Annotated in this window: 16 protein-coding genes; 4 read left to right on the forward strand and 12 right to left on the reverse strand. The window is 69.5% G+C overall.

Translation table 11 applies throughout. The annotated features are described in order from the left end of the window. Positions 1-35: 35 nt before the first annotated feature. Complete coding sequence (locus WMF24_RS16905) at positions 36-896, reverse strand: SDR family NAD(P)-dependent oxidoreductase (protein WP_437737441.1); 861 nt, start codon at positions 894-896, stop codon at positions 36-38. A gap of 194 nt (positions 897-1,090) precedes the next feature. Between WMF24_RS16905 and WMF24_RS16910 the strand changes: the two genes are divergently transcribed. Then, positions 1,091-1,297, forward strand: coding sequence for an MbtH family protein (locus WMF24_RS16910; protein ID WP_437738815.1), 207 nt, complete (start codon positions 1,091-1,093; stop codon positions 1,295-1,297). 105 nt (positions 1,298-1,402) lie between these two features. Here WMF24_RS16910 and WMF24_RS16915 read toward each other — a convergent pair whose 3' ends face one another. From WMF24_RS16915 to WMF24_RS16935, 5 genes are all read right to left on the reverse strand, one after another. Then, positions 1,403-2,158 carry a hypothetical protein gene (locus WMF24_RS16915; RefSeq protein WP_437737442.1) on the reverse strand — a complete coding sequence of 252 codons (756 nt, stop codon included), beginning with the start codon at positions 2,156-2,158 and terminating at the stop codon, positions 1,403-1,405. Positions 2,159-2,177: 19 nt separating this feature from the next. Further along, positions 2,178-3,260 (reverse strand): hypothetical protein, encoded by a 1,083-nt coding sequence (locus tag WMF24_RS16920; RefSeq protein ID WP_437737443.1) that lies wholly within the window; start codon positions 3,258-3,260, stop codon positions 2,178-2,180. Positions 3,261-3,350: 90 nt separating this feature from the next. Then, positions 3,351-4,481, reverse strand: a complete 1,131-nt coding sequence (locus WMF24_RS16925; protein WP_437737444.1) for a hypothetical protein — start codon at positions 4,479-4,481, stop codon at positions 3,351-3,353. Next, entirely contained in the window at positions 4,481-7,252 is a 2,772-nt protein-coding gene (locus WMF24_RS16930; protein WP_437737445.1) for a TonB-dependent receptor domain-containing protein, read from the reverse strand. The genes WMF24_RS16925 and WMF24_RS16930 overlap by 1 nt, the downstream gene beginning before the upstream one ends. Positions 7,253-7,390: 138 nt before the next feature. Further along, entirely contained in the window at positions 7,391-8,074 is a 684-nt protein-coding gene (locus tag WMF24_RS16935) for a potassium channel family protein (RefSeq protein WP_437737446.1), read from the reverse strand. Between the two features lie 203 nt (positions 8,075-8,277). Between WMF24_RS16935 and WMF24_RS16940 the strand changes: the two genes are divergently transcribed. After that, positions 8,278-8,943, forward strand: coding sequence for a hypothetical protein (locus tag WMF24_RS16940; protein WP_437737447.1), 666 nt, complete (start codon positions 8,278-8,280; stop codon positions 8,941-8,943). Positions 8,944-9,045: 102 nt separating this feature from the next. Here the strand turns inward: WMF24_RS16940 and WMF24_RS16945 are convergent, their stop codons facing one another. Continuing rightward, positions 9,046-9,768: a hypothetical protein gene (locus WMF24_RS16945; protein WP_437737448.1), complete on the reverse strand. Its 723-nt coding sequence runs from the start codon at positions 9,766-9,768 to the stop codon at positions 9,046-9,048. Then, the gene (locus tag WMF24_RS16950) at positions 9,765-10,094 is read right to left on the reverse strand and encodes a hypothetical protein (protein ID WP_437737449.1); all 330 of its coding nucleotides are present in this window, start codon (positions 10,092-10,094) and stop codon (positions 9,765-9,767) included. The genes WMF24_RS16945 and WMF24_RS16950 overlap by 4 nt, the downstream gene beginning before the upstream one ends. Positions 10,095-11,614: 1,520 nt before the next feature. Between WMF24_RS16950 and WMF24_RS16955 the strand changes: the two genes are divergently transcribed. Continuing rightward, positions 11,615-12,361 (forward strand): IS630 family transposase, encoded by a 747-nt coding sequence (locus WMF24_RS16955; RefSeq protein ID WP_437737450.1) that lies wholly within the window; start codon positions 11,615-11,617, stop codon positions 12,359-12,361. Here WMF24_RS16955 and WMF24_RS16960 read toward each other — a convergent pair. The 4 genes from WMF24_RS16960 to WMF24_RS16975 all read right to left on the reverse strand — a co-directional run bounded on the left by WMF24_RS16960 (position 12,358) and on the right by WMF24_RS16975 (position 15,303). After that, positions 12,358-12,594, reverse strand: a complete 237-nt coding sequence (locus WMF24_RS16960) for a hypothetical protein (protein WP_437737451.1) — start codon at positions 12,592-12,594, stop codon at positions 12,358-12,360. The two genes, WMF24_RS16955 and WMF24_RS16960, sit on opposite strands and share 4 nt — an antisense overlap. Then, complete coding sequence (locus tag WMF24_RS16965) at positions 12,594-13,037, reverse strand: hypothetical protein (protein ID WP_437737452.1); 444 nt, start codon at positions 13,035-13,037, stop codon at positions 12,594-12,596. Before WMF24_RS16965 ends, WMF24_RS16960 begins: the two co-directional genes overlap by 1 nt. A 716-nt stretch (positions 13,038-13,753) precedes the next feature. Beyond that, a complete protein-coding gene (locus WMF24_RS16970) occupies positions 13,754-14,752 on the reverse strand; it encodes a hypothetical protein (RefSeq protein WP_437737453.1) in 999 nt (332 codons plus the stop codon). Next, a complete protein-coding gene (locus WMF24_RS16975) occupies positions 14,749-15,303 on the reverse strand; it encodes a hypothetical protein (RefSeq protein WP_437737454.1) in 555 nt (184 codons plus the stop codon). Before WMF24_RS16975 ends, WMF24_RS16970 begins: the two co-directional genes overlap by 4 nt. Positions 15,304-15,641: 338 nt before the next feature. Here WMF24_RS16975 and WMF24_RS16980 point away from each other — a divergent pair, with 338 nt between their 5' ends. Next, a complete protein-coding gene (locus WMF24_RS16980) occupies positions 15,642-16,055 on the forward strand; it encodes a hypothetical protein (protein WP_437737455.1) in 414 nt (137 codons plus the stop codon). Positions 16,056-16,207 lie beyond the last annotated feature (152 nt).

Here is a 16,207-nt window from a genome sequence, read left to right on the forward strand (position 1 = left end):
GGCTATGCGCGCAGCCCGGGCTCAGGGGCCGAGGGTCAGCGCTTCGCCGCGCCGGCCATGAACGCCGCGAACGCTTCCGTGTAGTCCGGGTGCCAGCGCGACAGCGCAGGGCGGTTCTGGATCAGGTCGTCGGCGGCCCACTGAATGCGGCGCTCGTCCATCTCGCGCGTTACCGCGTTGTCGGGACAGAGGATGTAGAAATCGCCCCGGCCCATGCTGTCGATCATCATGTCGACCACCTGATCCGCGGTCCAGGCCTCGGCGGGCTTCTCCGGGCCCCGCGCCGTCATCCCGGTGAAGGTGTAGCCCGGGATCAGGAGGTGGGCGGTGATCTTGCAGCCGGCGACGTTGCGCAGCTCGTGCGCGAGCTGCTCGGTCACCACCTTCACGCCGGCCTTGCTGACGTTGTAGGCGGCGTCGCCCGGCGGGGTCGTGATGCCCTGCTTCGAGCCCGTGTTGACGATGGCGCAGGGGGTGCCCTGCGCCAGCATCGCCTCGGTGAACGCCTGGACGCCGTGGATCACGCCCCAGAGGTTGACCTCGATGAGCCGCCGCCAGCGGTCGTGGTCCTTCCACGGCTTGCCGCCGTTGCCGATGCCGGCGTTGTTCATCAGGACCGCGACCTCGCCGAACGCGTCGCAGGCGACCTGCTTCAGGCGCTGCACGTCCTCGAACCGGGCGACGTCGGTGGGCACCGCCCGCACGTCGTCCTTGCCGCCGGCCGCGGCCGCGGCGACGGCCGCGGTGGCCTCGTGCAGCGCCGGCCCGTCGAGGTCGGCGAGGCAGACCTTCAGGCCCATGCGCGCGAAGCGGGTCGCGGCGGCGAGGCCGATGCCGCTCGCCGCGCCGGTCACCACGGCCACGCGGCCGGGCGTCAATGCGGGATGGTTGCTCACGTGGATCTCCGTCCTGCGTTGCGGTCGCGCCGTGGTGGCGCGACGGTCGCGGCGAGTGTAAAGGGCGCCCGCGCGGTCAGCCACCTTCTCCGACGCGGGTGTCCGCTTGACGCAGGCCGCCCCGGCCGACTTGCACGTCACCGGGACCGCTCCTACCATCCGTGTCGCGGACGAACCGCGAAGGGTGCACCATGATGGATCCCGATGACAACGAGACCACCTTCCGGGTGGTCCTCAATCACGAAGAGCAGTATTCGATCTGGCCGTCACATCGCGATCTGCCCGCCGGCTGGCGCGCCGAGGGCACCGAGGGCACACGCGCGGAGTGCCTCGCTCACATCGATCGGGTGTGGACCGACATGCGGCCGAAGAGCTTGCGCCAGGCGATGGACGGCCGCTGAAACGGCGCGTACTCCACGACACGACGGGCCCCGACGACATGGGCCCGGAGGGTGTGGGCGGCGGCGCCCGGAGCGCTCGACCCGGGTGAGCGGCGCCCGGAGCGCTCAGCCCGCGTGAATCGACGCCCCGCACGCCACGAGCTGATGGACCGCGACGAGCATCATCGCGAGGGCCGTGAAGCAGCCGAACACGCGGCGCAGGCCGCCGCGCCTGCCCGCCACGACGAGGCTCACCTCCCTCGGCGTCGTCAGCGGCTCAGGCGACTTTTTTTTTAGCGTCGGCATCCTCTTCCACGGATTCCGCGGCGCCTCGGGGGGCGCCGGCGCCGGCTCGCCTTCCTCGAACAGCGCCACCGGCGGCGTGCGCTTCACGATGGCCAGCGCGGCCTCCGCCCGGCTCTCGCGATGGCTCCGCTTCCAGGCGCGGATCGCCTCCTCGGGGAGGCCGAACACCTCGCTCGATCCATACGTCGCCGCGAGCCCGGCGAGCACGCGAAGGTGCCAGTCGGCAGGGACGGCGGCGGGCAGCGCCTCGACGGCCTCCGGCGGGACCGGCGGGAACCAGATCGCGAAGTGCTGGATCTGCCGCCCGGTCCAGTCCCGCCGCGCCGGATCGACGAACCGCGCCGCCACGTAGGCGAACGCGCGCGGCGCCCTCGCGGCGGCGTCGTCGACCTCGAGCAGGCCATAGCGGAGCTCTCCGGCGCCCGCGTCCGCGTCGCCGAGCACGGCCTCGAGCGTGGTGAGCCAGCCCGGGAGCGCCGGGATCTCGGGCACGCAGACGAACTCGTAATCCCAGTGCTCCCCGCGCGTCCTCCAGAGGAGCCGCGACGTCTCGACGGTGCGGGCGGGGGCGTGCACGGGCGCGAGCATAACGGCCCTACTGGTTCTGGTGGTAGGCCCGCAGCCCCTCGTCGTTGCGCAGGGCCGCCACCATGCCGGTCAGGACCGCCTTGAACGTGTCGCCCTTCCGGAGCGCGTCCTCGCGCGCCTTCCTGAGCCTGTCGACCCGCGCGGTCGCGAGATCCTTGAGGGAGACGAACCTCAGGATCTTGCTCACGATCTGGTATCGCTTCGGAAGGAAGTCGTCCACGGAATCGACGAACTGCACGAGATCGCGCAGCCCCTCGAAGAACGTCTCCTTCGCCGACTTCTCCTTGCGCGCCGCCTGCGCCTCGCGGACCGCGCCCTCGACCGTGCTCACGAGGATCGCGGGGGCGAGGGTGCGCACGCCGAGCGACGTCCCCGGGTCGACCTGCGCGTCGGGCGGGGCGGCGACCGACGAGAGGAGCATGAAGCGGTGCCCGAACGCGCGCTCGGCGCGGAGCACGGCGCACAGCTTCGCGAGCTGCTCGTCGGCGTCGCGGCAGACCTCGCGCTCGAAGTCCCTGGCGCTGTAGTCCGGCGGGAACAGGTCGGCCTTGCTGAGCGCGAGGATCCACTCGCGCGGGAAGCTCACCTCGTCGCCCGCGGCGGCGCTCGCGCGGCGCAGCCGGTCGCACTCGTCCGCGAAGTGCTCGAACAGCCACCGGATGTACGCGGTGCCCTCGCTCCGGTACTTCGCGCCGTCCGCGAGCAGGATGCCCACCTGGCTCATGCCGAGCCGGAGGAGCCCCTCGCGCATCGCGTCGCGCTCGTCGGCGTCGACAGGCTCTTCCTCCCACCAGCGCCCGGGGTAATCGTACCAGTGGATGCGGACCGCCGGCTCCGGCAGGTCCCGCGGGAAGAAGTCGAACTCGATCTCGTCGAAGCGCGTGCTGCCCTCCGGGAACGTGCCCTCCTCGAGGCGATAGAAGCGCCCGAGGAGCCGGTTCCCCTGCGCCTTGTTGACCGCCTGGATCTTGTACGCGTACTCCTGCTGGAACGCGGGCTGGGTCTGCGCCCGGTAGAAGGCCGCGAGGAGGACCGTCTTGCCGGCGCCGGAGGCGCCGAACACGGCGACGTGCAGATCGAGGGGCGGCATGGCCGGTGCGATACGGGAGCGCGCTCGCCGGCACAAGCGCCGGCGCGCGGCGCCGGCCCGGGCTCCCGGAGAGGCCGCTCGGGCGCCGCGCTACTCCACCCGCACCTCGCGCCGGACGACGCTCGCGCCGCCCCGCGTATCGTGGACCACGGCCCACAGCGACACGCGGCCCGGCTCCGCGGGCGGCGTCCACGTCGTCCCGTGGCCGCCGAGGAAGCCCCGCGTCGCGTCGCTCACGAGCCGCCTGGCGCCGTCGAACCCGCCGCCGTCGGTGTAGTAGTCGACCCAGATCGCCTCGCGCGCGGGCGGCCCGCCGAGCCCGGCGGCCTCGACGTCCGGCTCGGCGACGTCCCCCACGATCGCCTCGATGTCGTATTCCGTGCACCCGTCGTCTTCCGGCGCCGGCGGGCTGCACCCCTGGGCCTGCTCCTCCTCGGGCCGGTCGCACCGCGCCACGACGGGCAACCCGTCGTCGTCGAGCGCGACCTCGCTCCCGCCGAGCTTCACCGTGAGGCCCGTGACCGGCGGGTTCGCGTTGAGCCGCCGGTCCGCGAAGACATAGACCTGCGTGTAGCCGACGACGAAGCTGTCCGGGCCGAGCACGGCCCCGTCCTCGCCGACGCACTCCAGCGGAAACCCGGCCTCGAGGGGCGATGAGGCGACGCGCGTCGTGCCGGCGCACACGGCGAAGAACACGTACGCCGACGCGTAGAAGCTCTCGGTCTCGGTGGGCCGCGCGCCCTCGAAGATGTCGTCGGGCAGGACCATCCTGAACCTCGACTTGCCCGGCTCGCCGCTCTGCTCCGCGGTCATGTCGTCCCGATCGAAGAGCCGGGGCGCGTCCTCCGTCTCCTCGTTCTCGCCGTCCTCCGCCGCGCCCCCGGGGGCGAACTCCTGCGCCGCGCCGAGGAGCTGCGGCAGACACCCGATGTGCTCGTCGATCCCGACAGGCGGGTTCACGCAGCCGCCGAGCCACATGATCTGGACCGGCCGCGGGCCGGCGCCGCCCTCGGGCGCGTCGGCGTAGGTCATCTCGAACGTCACGCCGCCGCCGAGCGGCGCGGCCGCATACGGGAGGTCCGCCGTCACCGCGAGGACGCGGAGCCCCTTCACCTCGGACGACGGCGAGAGGTCGCCCCCCGCGCAGCAGGGGATGCCCAGGGCCAGGGTCGAGAGCGCGACGAGCAACGCGCGGCGCGCCGGCGGTGCGGTCCGTTTCATCAGAAATCTCCTCGCAGCCCGAGCGTGGGCAGGAAGGGGAGCCCCGTCACGTACTCCCGCTTCGAGTAGTTGAAGTTGTACGTGATGCCCTCCGCGGCCATGTGGTTGTAGACGTTCTGCACGTCGAGGTAGAGGCCGAGCTGCCACGTCTTGAATCGCCACGTCTTGTCGGCGCGGATGTCGAGCTGGTGAAAGAGCGGCATCCGCTCGCTGTACTCGCCCCCGAGCGGGATGGGCGAGTACCGCGCGGAGGCCGCGTGGTAGATGGCGTTCACCCGGTTCGGATTGCACCCCTTCTGCTCCGGATCGCAGACATAGGGCGTCTGCAGGTTGCCCGACACGAGGCGGAAGCGCGCGCCGAGCTCCCAGCCGCGGCCGAGCCGCAGGCTCCCGAGCACCGTGAGGACGTGGGGCTGATCGAACGGCATGGGGTGCTCCTCCTCGCCGGGGCCGTCCGTGCGCATCGACCGCGAGATCGTGTACGCCGCCCAGCCGAAGAAGCGCTCGTCCGGCTTGTACTTCAGGAGCACCTCGCCGCCCACGGCGTAGCCGGTGCCGTCGTTCGCATAGCCCTCCTTCTCCGGCGAGAAGACGACGAGCCGATCGAGGGCCTTGTAGAACCCCTCGACCGTCACGTTCACCTGCTTCGTGAGCTCCTGCTCCACGCCGAGGCCGTAATGGACAGCGCGGTTCGACTTGAGCCCCGCGGTGCCGAACGGCTCGATGGTCTCCTGGAACTGGGGCGCCTGGTGGTACAGGCCCACGCCGCCCTTGACCGTCGTTCGCGGGAACTCGCTCCGGACGTCGTAGCGGCCGTTGAGCCTGGGGCTCACGTCGAACGTGCGCGTGTCGAGCGCGTAGTCGAGCCGCACCCCGGGGACGATCCGCGCGCGCGGCGTGGGGACGACCTCGAGCTCCGCGTAGGCGGCCGGCCGGGAGTACGCGCCGTTGAACGACTGGTCCTGGAACGGGGCGAGCGAGAACGGCTGGTTCGACGGGTGGCCGGCGGGCGACTGCGCCGGCGCGCGCACGTTGACCGTGGCGATGCCGCCGGAGAGGTCGGCGCCGACGTTCATCGTGAGGTAGCGCGCGAACCGGTGCGACAGCTCCAGCCGGAGGTCGAGCGATGTCGAGGTGACGTTGAACTTGAGGGGAGAGGCCTCGAAGTCGACGACGTCCCGGCCGAGGGCCAGCGACCAGAGGAGCCGATCGCGCGTCCCCAGGCGGTTCTCGTAGCTGAGCTGGAGGCGCTGGAAGGCGGTGTGAAACCCGAAGTCGCCCGTCAGCGCCGGCTCGTCCTCGGGCGGGTTGTCCAGGGTGATCTCGAAGCCGTCGTCCGATCCGTAGAAGCTCGCGCGCACGCGCTCGCTCGGGGAGGGGCGGCCCTCGAGGACGAACTGGTAATCGTAGTAGACGGGCGCCTGGCTGACGGTGGAGCCAACCTCCTTGAGCACGGGCCCGAGCCACGCGTCGACCCAGCTCCGCCGGCCTGCCGCGATGAAGGTCCAGTCCTTCAGGAACGGGACGGGCCCCTCCAGGAGCAGGCGCCCGTCGATGAGGTCGAGCTGGACGACGCCGTGGTACTTGCCGTCCTGCTTCGGCGAGCGGAGCCCGACGTCGACGATGCCGCCCATGGCGCGGCCGTACACGGCGCTGAAGTTGCCCGGGTAGAAGTCGATCTTCTCGAGCATCTCGGTCGGGACGACCGAGGAGAGGCCGCCGAAGTGGTAGATGATCGGCACCGGGGTGCGGTCGATGAAGGTGAGCGTGTCCTGGGGGGCGGACCCGCGCACGATGAGCAGCCCGAAGCCGCTGCGCGCGACGCCGGGCAGGCTTTGCAGCGAGCGCAGCGCGTCGCCGCCGGTGCCGGGGATGCGGTCGATCTCGCGGCGCTCGAGCGTCCTCCGGGTCACCTCGCGCGGCGGGCGCTCGCCCTCGACGGTCACCTCGAGGCCCGCCGGCGCCTTGCCGTCCTTCGGCGCCGCGAGCGAGATGCGGTAGCGCACCTCGATCGCCTCGCCGGCCGCGATCTCCTCGTCGGCGGCGAACGGCTCGAACCCCGTGGCGGCGACCTCGACGCGGTACTTGCCGGGGGGGAGGTTCTTGAAGCGGAACTTGCCTTGCTGGTCGGTCTTCGCCTCCTCGCGGCCGCCGTCGGGGCGGAGGAGGCTGACCGCGACGTCCGGGAGCGGCTCGCCGGTGCCCGCGGCAAGGACCGCCCCGACGACGGTCTCGACGTCCGCCGGGGGCGCGGGCGCGGCCGCGTCGGCGGGCTTCGGCGTGAGCGTGAACGCGTAGCGGTAGAGGATGCGGGCCGCCACCGGCGTGCCGTCGGGGCGCCGCGCCGGCTCGAACACGAGGCCGGGGGCGGCGGCGAGCGCGGCCTCGTCGAACCCGTGTCCGCCCGGCGTCGCGACCTCGGCCTTCGTCACGCGGCCGGTCCTGTCGATGTCGAGCTTGAGGATGACGCTCCCCTCGACGCCGGCGCGCTGGGCCGCCTCGGGGTACGCGGGCGGCGAGTACGTGACGAGCTTCGGCTCGGTGGGGGCGGCCGGCGGCGGCTGGGCCGTGCCCGGCTCGGGCACGACGACCGCGCCCGCGCCGCCGCGGGGGACCGAGGCGCCGGCCGGGTCGCCCTCGGCGGGCGGGGGCTCCGCCGGGGGCGCGCCGGCGGTCTGCGCGCGCGCTGCGCTGCCGGTCAGGGCGACCGCGAGCAGCAGCGCTTCCGAGGCGATGAGGCGCATCGCAGTGGACGCTCTGGAAGAAGGCATGCGCCGCCCCTCTCGCACGACGAGCGCGAGGCGAGAAGATGCGTCGCGCGGCCTGGAGCGTGCTCCGGCCCGGCGCGCCGCGGGAGCGTAGCGTGGTTCGCGGCCGCGGCGCGCGCGGGCGCGGTGATCACGCGGCGCTCAGCCCCCGACTTCCGCCACGAACCGGCTCACGTCGTCGCTGTCGCCGACGAGCAGCAGCGTGTCGCCGTCGCGTATCACGTAGTCCGGTGTGGGCGCCTCGAGGCGCGGCGTGTCGTCGGGCCGCTTTGTCGTGTGCGGCCGCACGCCGAGCACGTTGATGCGGTAGCGCTGGCGGATCTTCGAGCCGGCGAGCGTCTGTCCGACGAGCGGCCCGTGCGCGCTCCAGGGGACGACGCGGTAGTGGCTGGCGAGCTCGAGGAGGTCCTGGGCGAGCGGCGTGGTGATGTCGGCGCCGACGCGGCGGCCCATCTCGGTCTCGATCTGGATGACGCGGGTGGCGCCCACGGCGCGCAGGATGTCGGCCTGGCGGTCGGTCGCGGCGCGGGCGATGACCTCGCGCACGCCCATCCGCACGAGGGAGGCCACGCAGAGCACCGACGGCTCGAAGTGCTCGCCGAAGGTCACGATGGCGGTCTCCACGTACTGCGCGCCGATCCCCTCGAGCACCTTGTGCACGGTGGCGTCGCCGATGAACGCGGCCGAGGTCTTGTCCTTCACCGCGTCGACGGCCTCGGGGTTGTTGTCGACGGCGATGACCTCCGCCCGGTTCTTCCAGAGGGTCTCGACGATCGACGTACCGAACCGGCCGAGCCCGATGACAAGGACGCTCTTCGATTTCATGTGCTCAGGATCGCGCGCCGCTTGGCTCGGCGCGGCGCCGTGAACCTCTCACGGATGCGCGCCCAGCGCCACAGAACGGCGGGCGCGGGGGGTCGTCGGGGGCCGGCGAGCCCGCCGAGCCGCCGCAGCGTCACGGGCCGCCGGCGCTCGAGGAGACGATCGCCTCGCCAGATCGATCCTGAGCGGGTAGGGTCGCGGGCGCGATGGGGCGCGTCACCTGGGGCGAAGGCAACGTGATCGACCTCGAGACCCGCAGGGGGCTCTTCGTCCTCGCGCAGATGTGCAGGTCTCCCTACCTCCTCTTCTTCCGTCACTTCCGCCGGGATCGCGACTGGCAGGGGACACGGCTCGCTCCGGCGGACGTCCTCTGCTGCACGGCCGTCACCCGGCGGTTCCTCAGGTCGAGCACGATCGGCCGGGTCAAGGGCGTGGCGCCGTTGAACGTCGACCTCCCGACCGTGTGGATCCACCCCGACGCGACGAGCCGGCGTGTGACGGTCTGGGAGGGCACGCCTCACGAGCGCTCGTTCATCACGATCGGTCGCGGCGGGGCGCTCGTGCGCAAGGACGTGAACCGTCACGCCGGAGGTCCGTTCAAGCATCCGAGCGGTGTGTTCGACGAGATCCTCGAGCCGTCGATCGCCGACATCGAGACGATCGAGAGGCACGAGCTCACCTCCATCGCCGTCTTCCCGCTCCTCCAGGAGCGCCTGTTCCTCTGCCATGGCGCGGGGAAGAGCGTCGATCCCGAGAAGCACCTGCTCTTCGATCTCCCCATGCCCCTCGCCTTCGAGCCCTACATCGCGCTCATCGCGGCGTCGACGGAGGAGGAGCGTCGTGCGTTGCAGCGGCGATACGTCGCCGCGTAGACCTCGCGTGTGTGCGGCCCCGCGTCGAGGGCTGACCAGCTCCGGAGCACGCGCCAGACGTTTGGGGTCTCGGTACGCGCCGAGGTTGAGACCCTCACCGGCTTATCGTGCATCTGAAAACAGGCAGTCGTATAGCGTGGCCTCTCCCGGACATCGTAGATTGGTCGCCACGTCCGGCACGACCACGCCGCCGATCTCCGGCGGCATGCGCGCGTATCCCCATGTTGCCTCGATCTCCTGGGCGATCCCCGTAGCGTACGGCTGCTCACCGGGCGAAGGATCGAAGCAGACAACCTGTCGGGTGGGTTTATCTTCGATCGAAGGTGACTCGATGAGCTCGGGCTTGATCAGCCTGACCAGCTTGCCAACCCAGGCGGGCAGGATGTAGACCGTATCATGGACGAAGATCGTGACGGCGCGAGGTGGCGTCGAGCGGAGCGTCCTCTCCCGCTCGAGCTCCTCTGGATCATCAACGAGGCGCGAGCTATAAACGATGTAATAAGGGGCCAGGAAGCTCACCCTGAACTCAATTGTGTGCCGGTCTTCTCCGGCGACCTTCGGAAGATAGAGCGAGCCGGAATAGCAGGCGTCGTGGCTTCCCGTCATGAGATGGACTGAGAGATTGTCGATCTCGTTCTCGGGGAACTGTTCGCGTAGACGCCGCAACATGCCGAGCCACCGCTCGGAGTCGGCGCCGGCTCGACGACGGGCGTCCACCAGCCGTCGATCCTCTTCTGTCTGCACGCGGCCAGGATCCTCGTACGGAACCCGCCGAGGGTAGTGGCGATATACGACGTCGAGCAGCTCCTCGACCGTATGAGTCATGGCTGCGTGACTCTGGATCCAGCCACGCGCTTGCGGAGGCTCATGTCCATCTCATCCTTCAGCCTGACGCAGTAGATCCCTTGCGGAATAGTGAGGTTCGCTCTCATCACTTTGCGCGAAGCTTTGCTCGCTACGTCGGCGCTGATGCGTGCGGCCTCCTCCGCCGATATCTGCCCCTGGGCCACGTTGCGTAGTGGCATTCCAAATGTCATCTGTGGACATTCCCAGAACTCTGGATACACCTCGACCCACCGCTTGATCTTCAGGCGAACGGAGGCTTGTTGCCAGCCTCCCGATTCGCCTGTTCCGTCGTCGGAGATCGTCATGGTGAACTTGAAAATGGTAGGCGAGAATCCGTTTACTCCGGCCGGTGGGCACTTCGAGATGCAGGCGTTGCTACAGAACACATAAGTCCGGGCGTCTCCGGTGATGTCACCGGGTCCTGAGCATTCGCTGTTTGTCGGACTCTCCGAGCTGTCTCTCGGGCGCTCTTCTTCTTCGTCTTCCTCCTCTGAGCTGTCCGCCTTGTTACACTGGATCTCGTGCTCACTGTCGCCTCGCCGTTCTCCCGATGGCGCGTCTCCGAAGTCACCCGATGCGCTGGAGCTGAATACCGGGGTTGGCCCCGAGCCTGGACCAGCACCTGCTCCCGAGGTCCATTCCTCGCGAGGGTAACATTCTCCTACCGTCCAGTTGCATGCTGCCAATGCCCAGATCGCGACGGTTGCAATAAAAAATAGACTTCTTCTTGAAATCATTGGGCGCCCCATCGAATCGCAGGGCCGGCGACGACAGCGACGGAGACGTGGCCGGGGAGCACGAGACTTCTTCCGCGGATCCAGTCCACGTTGGCGCTCGCCGATATGCCCAGCGGCCCCATCACGTACGCGCTGGCTTGCGCATGTCCACCTACTGCCATCCCGGCAACCTGTCCGCATAAGGTGTTTCCGCACGCTGGCATGAAGTAGATCGCAACTGATGGGCCCGCACCAACGTCGCCATCTTTCCAGACATAACCAAGGGAAACGGAGGTGTGATTGTAAACCCCGGCCCCGCCCACCTGGATCGGCGGCACGAGGCTGCATAGATCGTGAAGCTTCAACAGTAGATTCTTCTTGATGTGCCACGATATCCCAGCATGCGGGCCCACCGAGAGGCGCGGGGCGGTGCCAGCCTGGATCCAACCGAGACTTACGCCGGCGCTCAGCTCCGACGCCTCTGCCTGCGTCGAAGCGACACCGATCACGAGAGCGAGCATCGCCGCCGATGCGACCCGTCGGCATTCCGTTCTCATCGGTTGCTTTTCCCCTCTGGCACCGCCGGGAAAACGTGGCAATGCGACCAAACGCTCTGATGGCAGGATTGGGCGTCAAACGCAACCTGGAGGAGCGCGTCACAGCGACATGGGTCCCACCGTCCAGAGCGTCGGCCGGTGCGCACCTGTCCGCGCGCCGGGGTTCGTCAAGTTGCTCGCACCGGCGGTCTGTCCACGCAGCCTTGAGAGCGTACGGACGGCCGTGCGCCCTGGACTGCACGACGTCGCCCGTGTGCCAGCGCTACGAGCGAGCACGACCCGCCGCGACGCCCTGTCAGAGACCGCGTAACGTGAAGGTCGCGTGCGTGAGCTGTGATTTCGGCCCGGGACATCCACGGGCAGGACCGCCGTCGTCTAACGCCGGCCAGGCCTCCGGACTAGTCTAAATTCCCGATCCTGATTCGGGAACGCCAGCAATTCCAAGTGCTTGAACGGAAAGCTTGCCTCAAGGTATCTGCAGCGCACCGGCGGCGACTTGAGCGATTGCTCGACGCGAGCCCGCAGGACTTCGGCTGGGCACGGCCGACGTGAATGCGCGAGCTGCTGGCGCTCCAGCTCGAACGCGACACCGGACTGCGCCTGAGCGTCGGCCACATCGGTCGGCTGTTGCGAGCGATGGGAGCGCGCCGCAAGCGCCCCCGTCCCGTCGTCCGCTGCCCGTGGCCGAAGTCGCGCGAGCGCCGCAGGATCGGAGCGATCCGCACGCTGATCCGTAGCCTGCCTCGCGACGAGATCGCCTTCTACGCCGATGAGATGGATGTCGATCTCAACCCGCGGCTCGGGCTCGACTGGATGCGGCGCGGTCGGCAGAAGCGTGTGCTCACGCCCGGCAACAACCAGAAGCGCGACGTCGCTGGCGCGCTGACGATCGGCTCGGGCAAGCTGACGTGGGCGTTCGGCGCTCGCAAGAGCAGCGACTTGTTCATCGCGGCGCTGGCCGCGCTGCTGCGCCGCTACCGGCGCTACCGGCGGCTGCACGTCATCGTCGACAACTTCGGCATCCACACGAGCAAGAAGACCCGAGCATTCGTCGAGGCCGCGGGAGGCAAGCTCGTGCTGCACTTCCTGCCGGCGTACGCGCCCCAGTACAACCGCATCGAACGTGTCTGGAAGCAGGTCCACGACAACGTCACCTGCAACCATCGGTGCGCGAGCATCGACCAACTCGTCGAGGAGGTGGATGATTGCCTGGAGGCCCTCGCCCCGTACCCGGGGTCGCCCGCGAGCCTGCGGCCGGTACTCAGCTCGCCTGTTGCCGATTCGGGATCGGCTATTTAGATCGGAAGCTTGATAGCGGCCGTCAGCTGCAGCGTCGCATCGAACTCGCCGTTGTAGTGCTCCCCTCGCTCGTGATGCACGACCTCGGACACGAGGTAGTAGGCCAGCACGTCGGCGTCAGAAAAGACGCACACGTGCTCCCCCTTCGCTGGCACCCTCGAGAACTGGGCCGTGTTGTCGCGCATGGGCGTCGGGTTGCCGACGGCGGACTCGATTCTGCAAAGAACGCGCATCACGCGGCTCCTTTCGCGCACTCGGCCGAGCTGAGCGCGTTCGGCGAAGTGGCACGGAGCTCGGCCTCGATCATGGCGGCGTCGCCGTTCCGCTCCGTCACGCGCACGCGCATGGCACTGCGGGCCAGCATGCGGGTGATCCAGGTGTCGAACCTTTCGCCGTCGGACTTCTCCTCGGCATACCGGCTCAGGTCGGCCGGGCCCGCGTAGACCCACCCAAGGAACCGGTTGCCGCGCTCGTCGACCAGCCAGCGCGCGACGAGCTTGGCCTTGATGTTCTTCAGGATGGGAATCGCGCCGTCGGGCCTTGCTTCCGGGTTCAACTCGACGCTGCTGGACACCTCGAAAAGGCGTTCTTCTCCCTCCCGGGTCGGCGGGCCATGGACGGTGCTTTCGAGGTCCTCTGCAAGAAAGAAGATATCGGGCGCATCAATTGGTTCCATCACACCATCTGTACGTGTAAGAGTATTGGCGTTTTGCGCACACATCTCCACAACGTGTCGCCATAACGGCGCACGTTTCATGCGGCCACAGCCGAGGTCGACGGTTGCCTACCGCGCGCGCGAGCCCGCGCACCCGGACGCGTCCACACGAGGACACGGCCCAGCGCCATGCACGAGCGCGTCGCGAACGCAGCGACTACTCACCAGGTCCTGACGCAGGACCGATGCCGCGCTGTCGTCGGGGTGAGCTTAACTCACCACGGGCGCGGATCAAGGTCCACGTGGATTTTTTGTTAAACTTGAACATTATATACACTCGTAGGCGGCCGTCAACAAGAAAGACTCGCTCCAGATGTAGGAGACTATGTTGCCACGTGGCGCACTGTGCGACTCGAGATTGCCCACGAGAATCGTGGCGTGAGCGACCCATCCGCCCTGATTAGGACACGACCTCGAACGAGGCCGCCGGGGGAGTTGCAACTCCGGTCAGGACCTCGAACGAGGCCGCCGGGGGAGTTGCAACTCCGGTCGGGACCCCGATCGAGGCCGCCGGGGGAGTTGCAACTCCGGTCGGGACCCCGATCGAGGCCGCCGGGGGAGTTGCAACTCCGGTCAGGACCTCGAACGAGGTCGCCGGGGGAGTTGCAACTCCGGGTCAGGTCGTTCGAGCATGCCGAACCTGAACAGGTGCACACGCCCCTCCGGAGGACTGCCCGCTACACGGGGGCCGGCCTCTCGGCGCCCCGGGTCGCCGGCGGCACCCCGCCGCGCTGCAAGCGCGTCGGGGGCGATCCGCGCGATCCGCACGGCTCCGCGCTCACCCCGAAGAGCGCGAGCGTGAGCACCGCCATGAGGACGCCGAACACGACGAGCCCCATGAAGACCGCGATGCCGAGGTGGAGCGCCACCGTGGCCGCCACCCAGAGCCGGCGGGTCTGCCGCGGCCAGATGAAGAACGCATAGCCGGCCTCGACGAGGAGCACGAGCCAGCCGGCGAGCGTCGGGATCCACGGGTGCTGCGCGAGCCAGGAGAGGTCGAGCTGGCGGTACTCGGGCAGCATGACCGAGCGCCATACCGCGTCGCCGTTCCACCACTGCGCGCCGGACGCCTTGGAGAGGCCGCTCGCGAGGTACGAGACGCAGAGGTGCACCTGGAGGACGCGCAGCGAGAGCCGCGTCGTCGGGGGCGGGCCGGCGGGCGCGCGACCGAGCCGGCGGTCCAGCGACAGCGCGGCGCCCGAGGGCATCCACATGAGGTAGAAGAGAAAGATGTGGGCGTAGCTGTCCGCGCCGTAGCTCGTGCTGTCCGCCGTCATCATCAGCAATAGATGGGTGAGCCAGGCGAGCGCCGCCGCCGCGCGCGCCCGCCACCCGAGCAGCAGCGCGACGAGCGCGAGCGCGTAGAGCGCGCCGGTGCCCTTGACGAAGGCCGCCTCGCCGATGCCCAGCGGCGCGAGGCCGTCGATGAGCCAGCCGACGCGGAGCAGGTCGCTCCTGGCGAGCATGTCGTTGAGCGGCCCCTGCAGGATGCCGGTCCGCCCGTACAGATCGAGGAACACCGGCGCGACCATCGCGGCCTGGAGGAGGAGGACCGACGCGAGCCCGATCCGCAGCGCCGCGAGCGGCATGGCCGACGCCGGCGCGAAGGCGAAGCGATCGATCGCCCGCCATGCGCGCTCGAGGGCCGCGAGGAGAGGCGCCGCGCGACCGCTCATGGCGCCCCCCGGCCTGCCGGCTCGGCGGCGCGAGCGCTCTCCTGCGGGACGAATTTCGCCTGGTAATGCAGGCGGCAGCGGAGGCCGTCTTCCTCGCGATATTCCTGCATCGAGGCGAGCTCGCACTCCTCCACCCGCACGACGACGCTGGCGGCCCCAGGGTGCCTGGCGAACATCTTCCCGGCCCACGACGCGGCGATCGAGCGCTTGAGCGCCTGACCCTGCGCCAGCCAGAACCTCGTGACGATGTTCCCGGCGCGCAGGTCCGCCTCGGCGTTCGTCCCGGGCTTGAGGCTGTCGGTGGTCGTTTTCCCGGCGGCGTCCGCGATCTCGAAGGCCGCCGCAGGGAGGGAGCCGACGCCCGGAGCGAAGAAGGCATACCCGCTGTCGGCGCCGGAGAGCGTGCCATAGGCGACGACAGCGCCCGCCACCGGACCGAGGTGGTGGAGGTCGACCTGAAACGCTCCAAGGACGATCACAAGGCCGAGGTGCCCCGCGGCCGCTGCCAGGGCGACGGGCGCTCGCCACCGCCCCATCGACGCTCTTACCATCGATCCACCTTTCCCACCGGCTCCCGACGGCCGCGCGCGCCGACCGGTGAGCTCGGGCGCGGAGACGGAAGGACAGCCGCTCGCCCGGGTCCCGCGTCCCGCGTCCCTGGAACAACGCTCACGTCAATCGAGCGACAGATCAACCGCCAAGGCGCCAAGGACGCCAAGAAGGAGAAGATGTCTCGGCGTCCTTGGCGCCTTGGCGGTTCGAAGTTCTGCGCGTTTCAGGCGGGTTCAACCCGATTGTCGCTCTACGACGCGCCAGAGCGATCCTCGGCGAGCCGCACGACGGGCGTCGGCAGCGCCCCGTGCGCGGCCGCTCCGGAGTACGAACGCCCGTGGAACCCGTGGCCGTGATGATGATGGCCATGATGGTGATGGCCGTGATGGCCGTGATGGCCGTGATGGCCGTGATGGCCGTGATGGCCGTGATGGCCGTGATGGCCGTGGTGGCCGTGATGGCCGTGATGGCCGTGATGGCCGTGATGGCCGTGATGGTGATGGCCGTGATGGTGGTGCCATTGGCGATCATGCGTCGAATCGGCCAGGATCGGGGCCGGCACCTCCGCGACGAGCGCGAGATCCTCGACAGGCCTCGTGTCGGCGGCGCCGGCGAGCTGAACGCCGCCGAGCCCCACCGCGCACGCTGCCAAGGCGACCATCAGCTCCACACACTTCATCGTCGGCTCCTTCCACGTCGAGCTCCCGACAAGGGGGCCCGGAGCGCCGCGATGCAAGCGGTACGCCGATGAGATCGGAACATGGGGTGACAGCGCCGTTGTCACAATCCAGGTGAGCCCCGACATCGTCGACCCGGCGGCGGGAAAGGTCGGCGATCGCCGCGCGGCCTTCAAGGGATGTACGTGAGACCAAGGAAAGGCCACAACGAGGGCGAATCCGGCCG

This window comes from Sorangium sp. So ce1335 (genome assembly GCF_051521615.1).
Classification (GTDB): domain Bacteria; phylum Myxococcota_A; class Polyangia; order Polyangiales; family Polyangiaceae; genus Sorangium.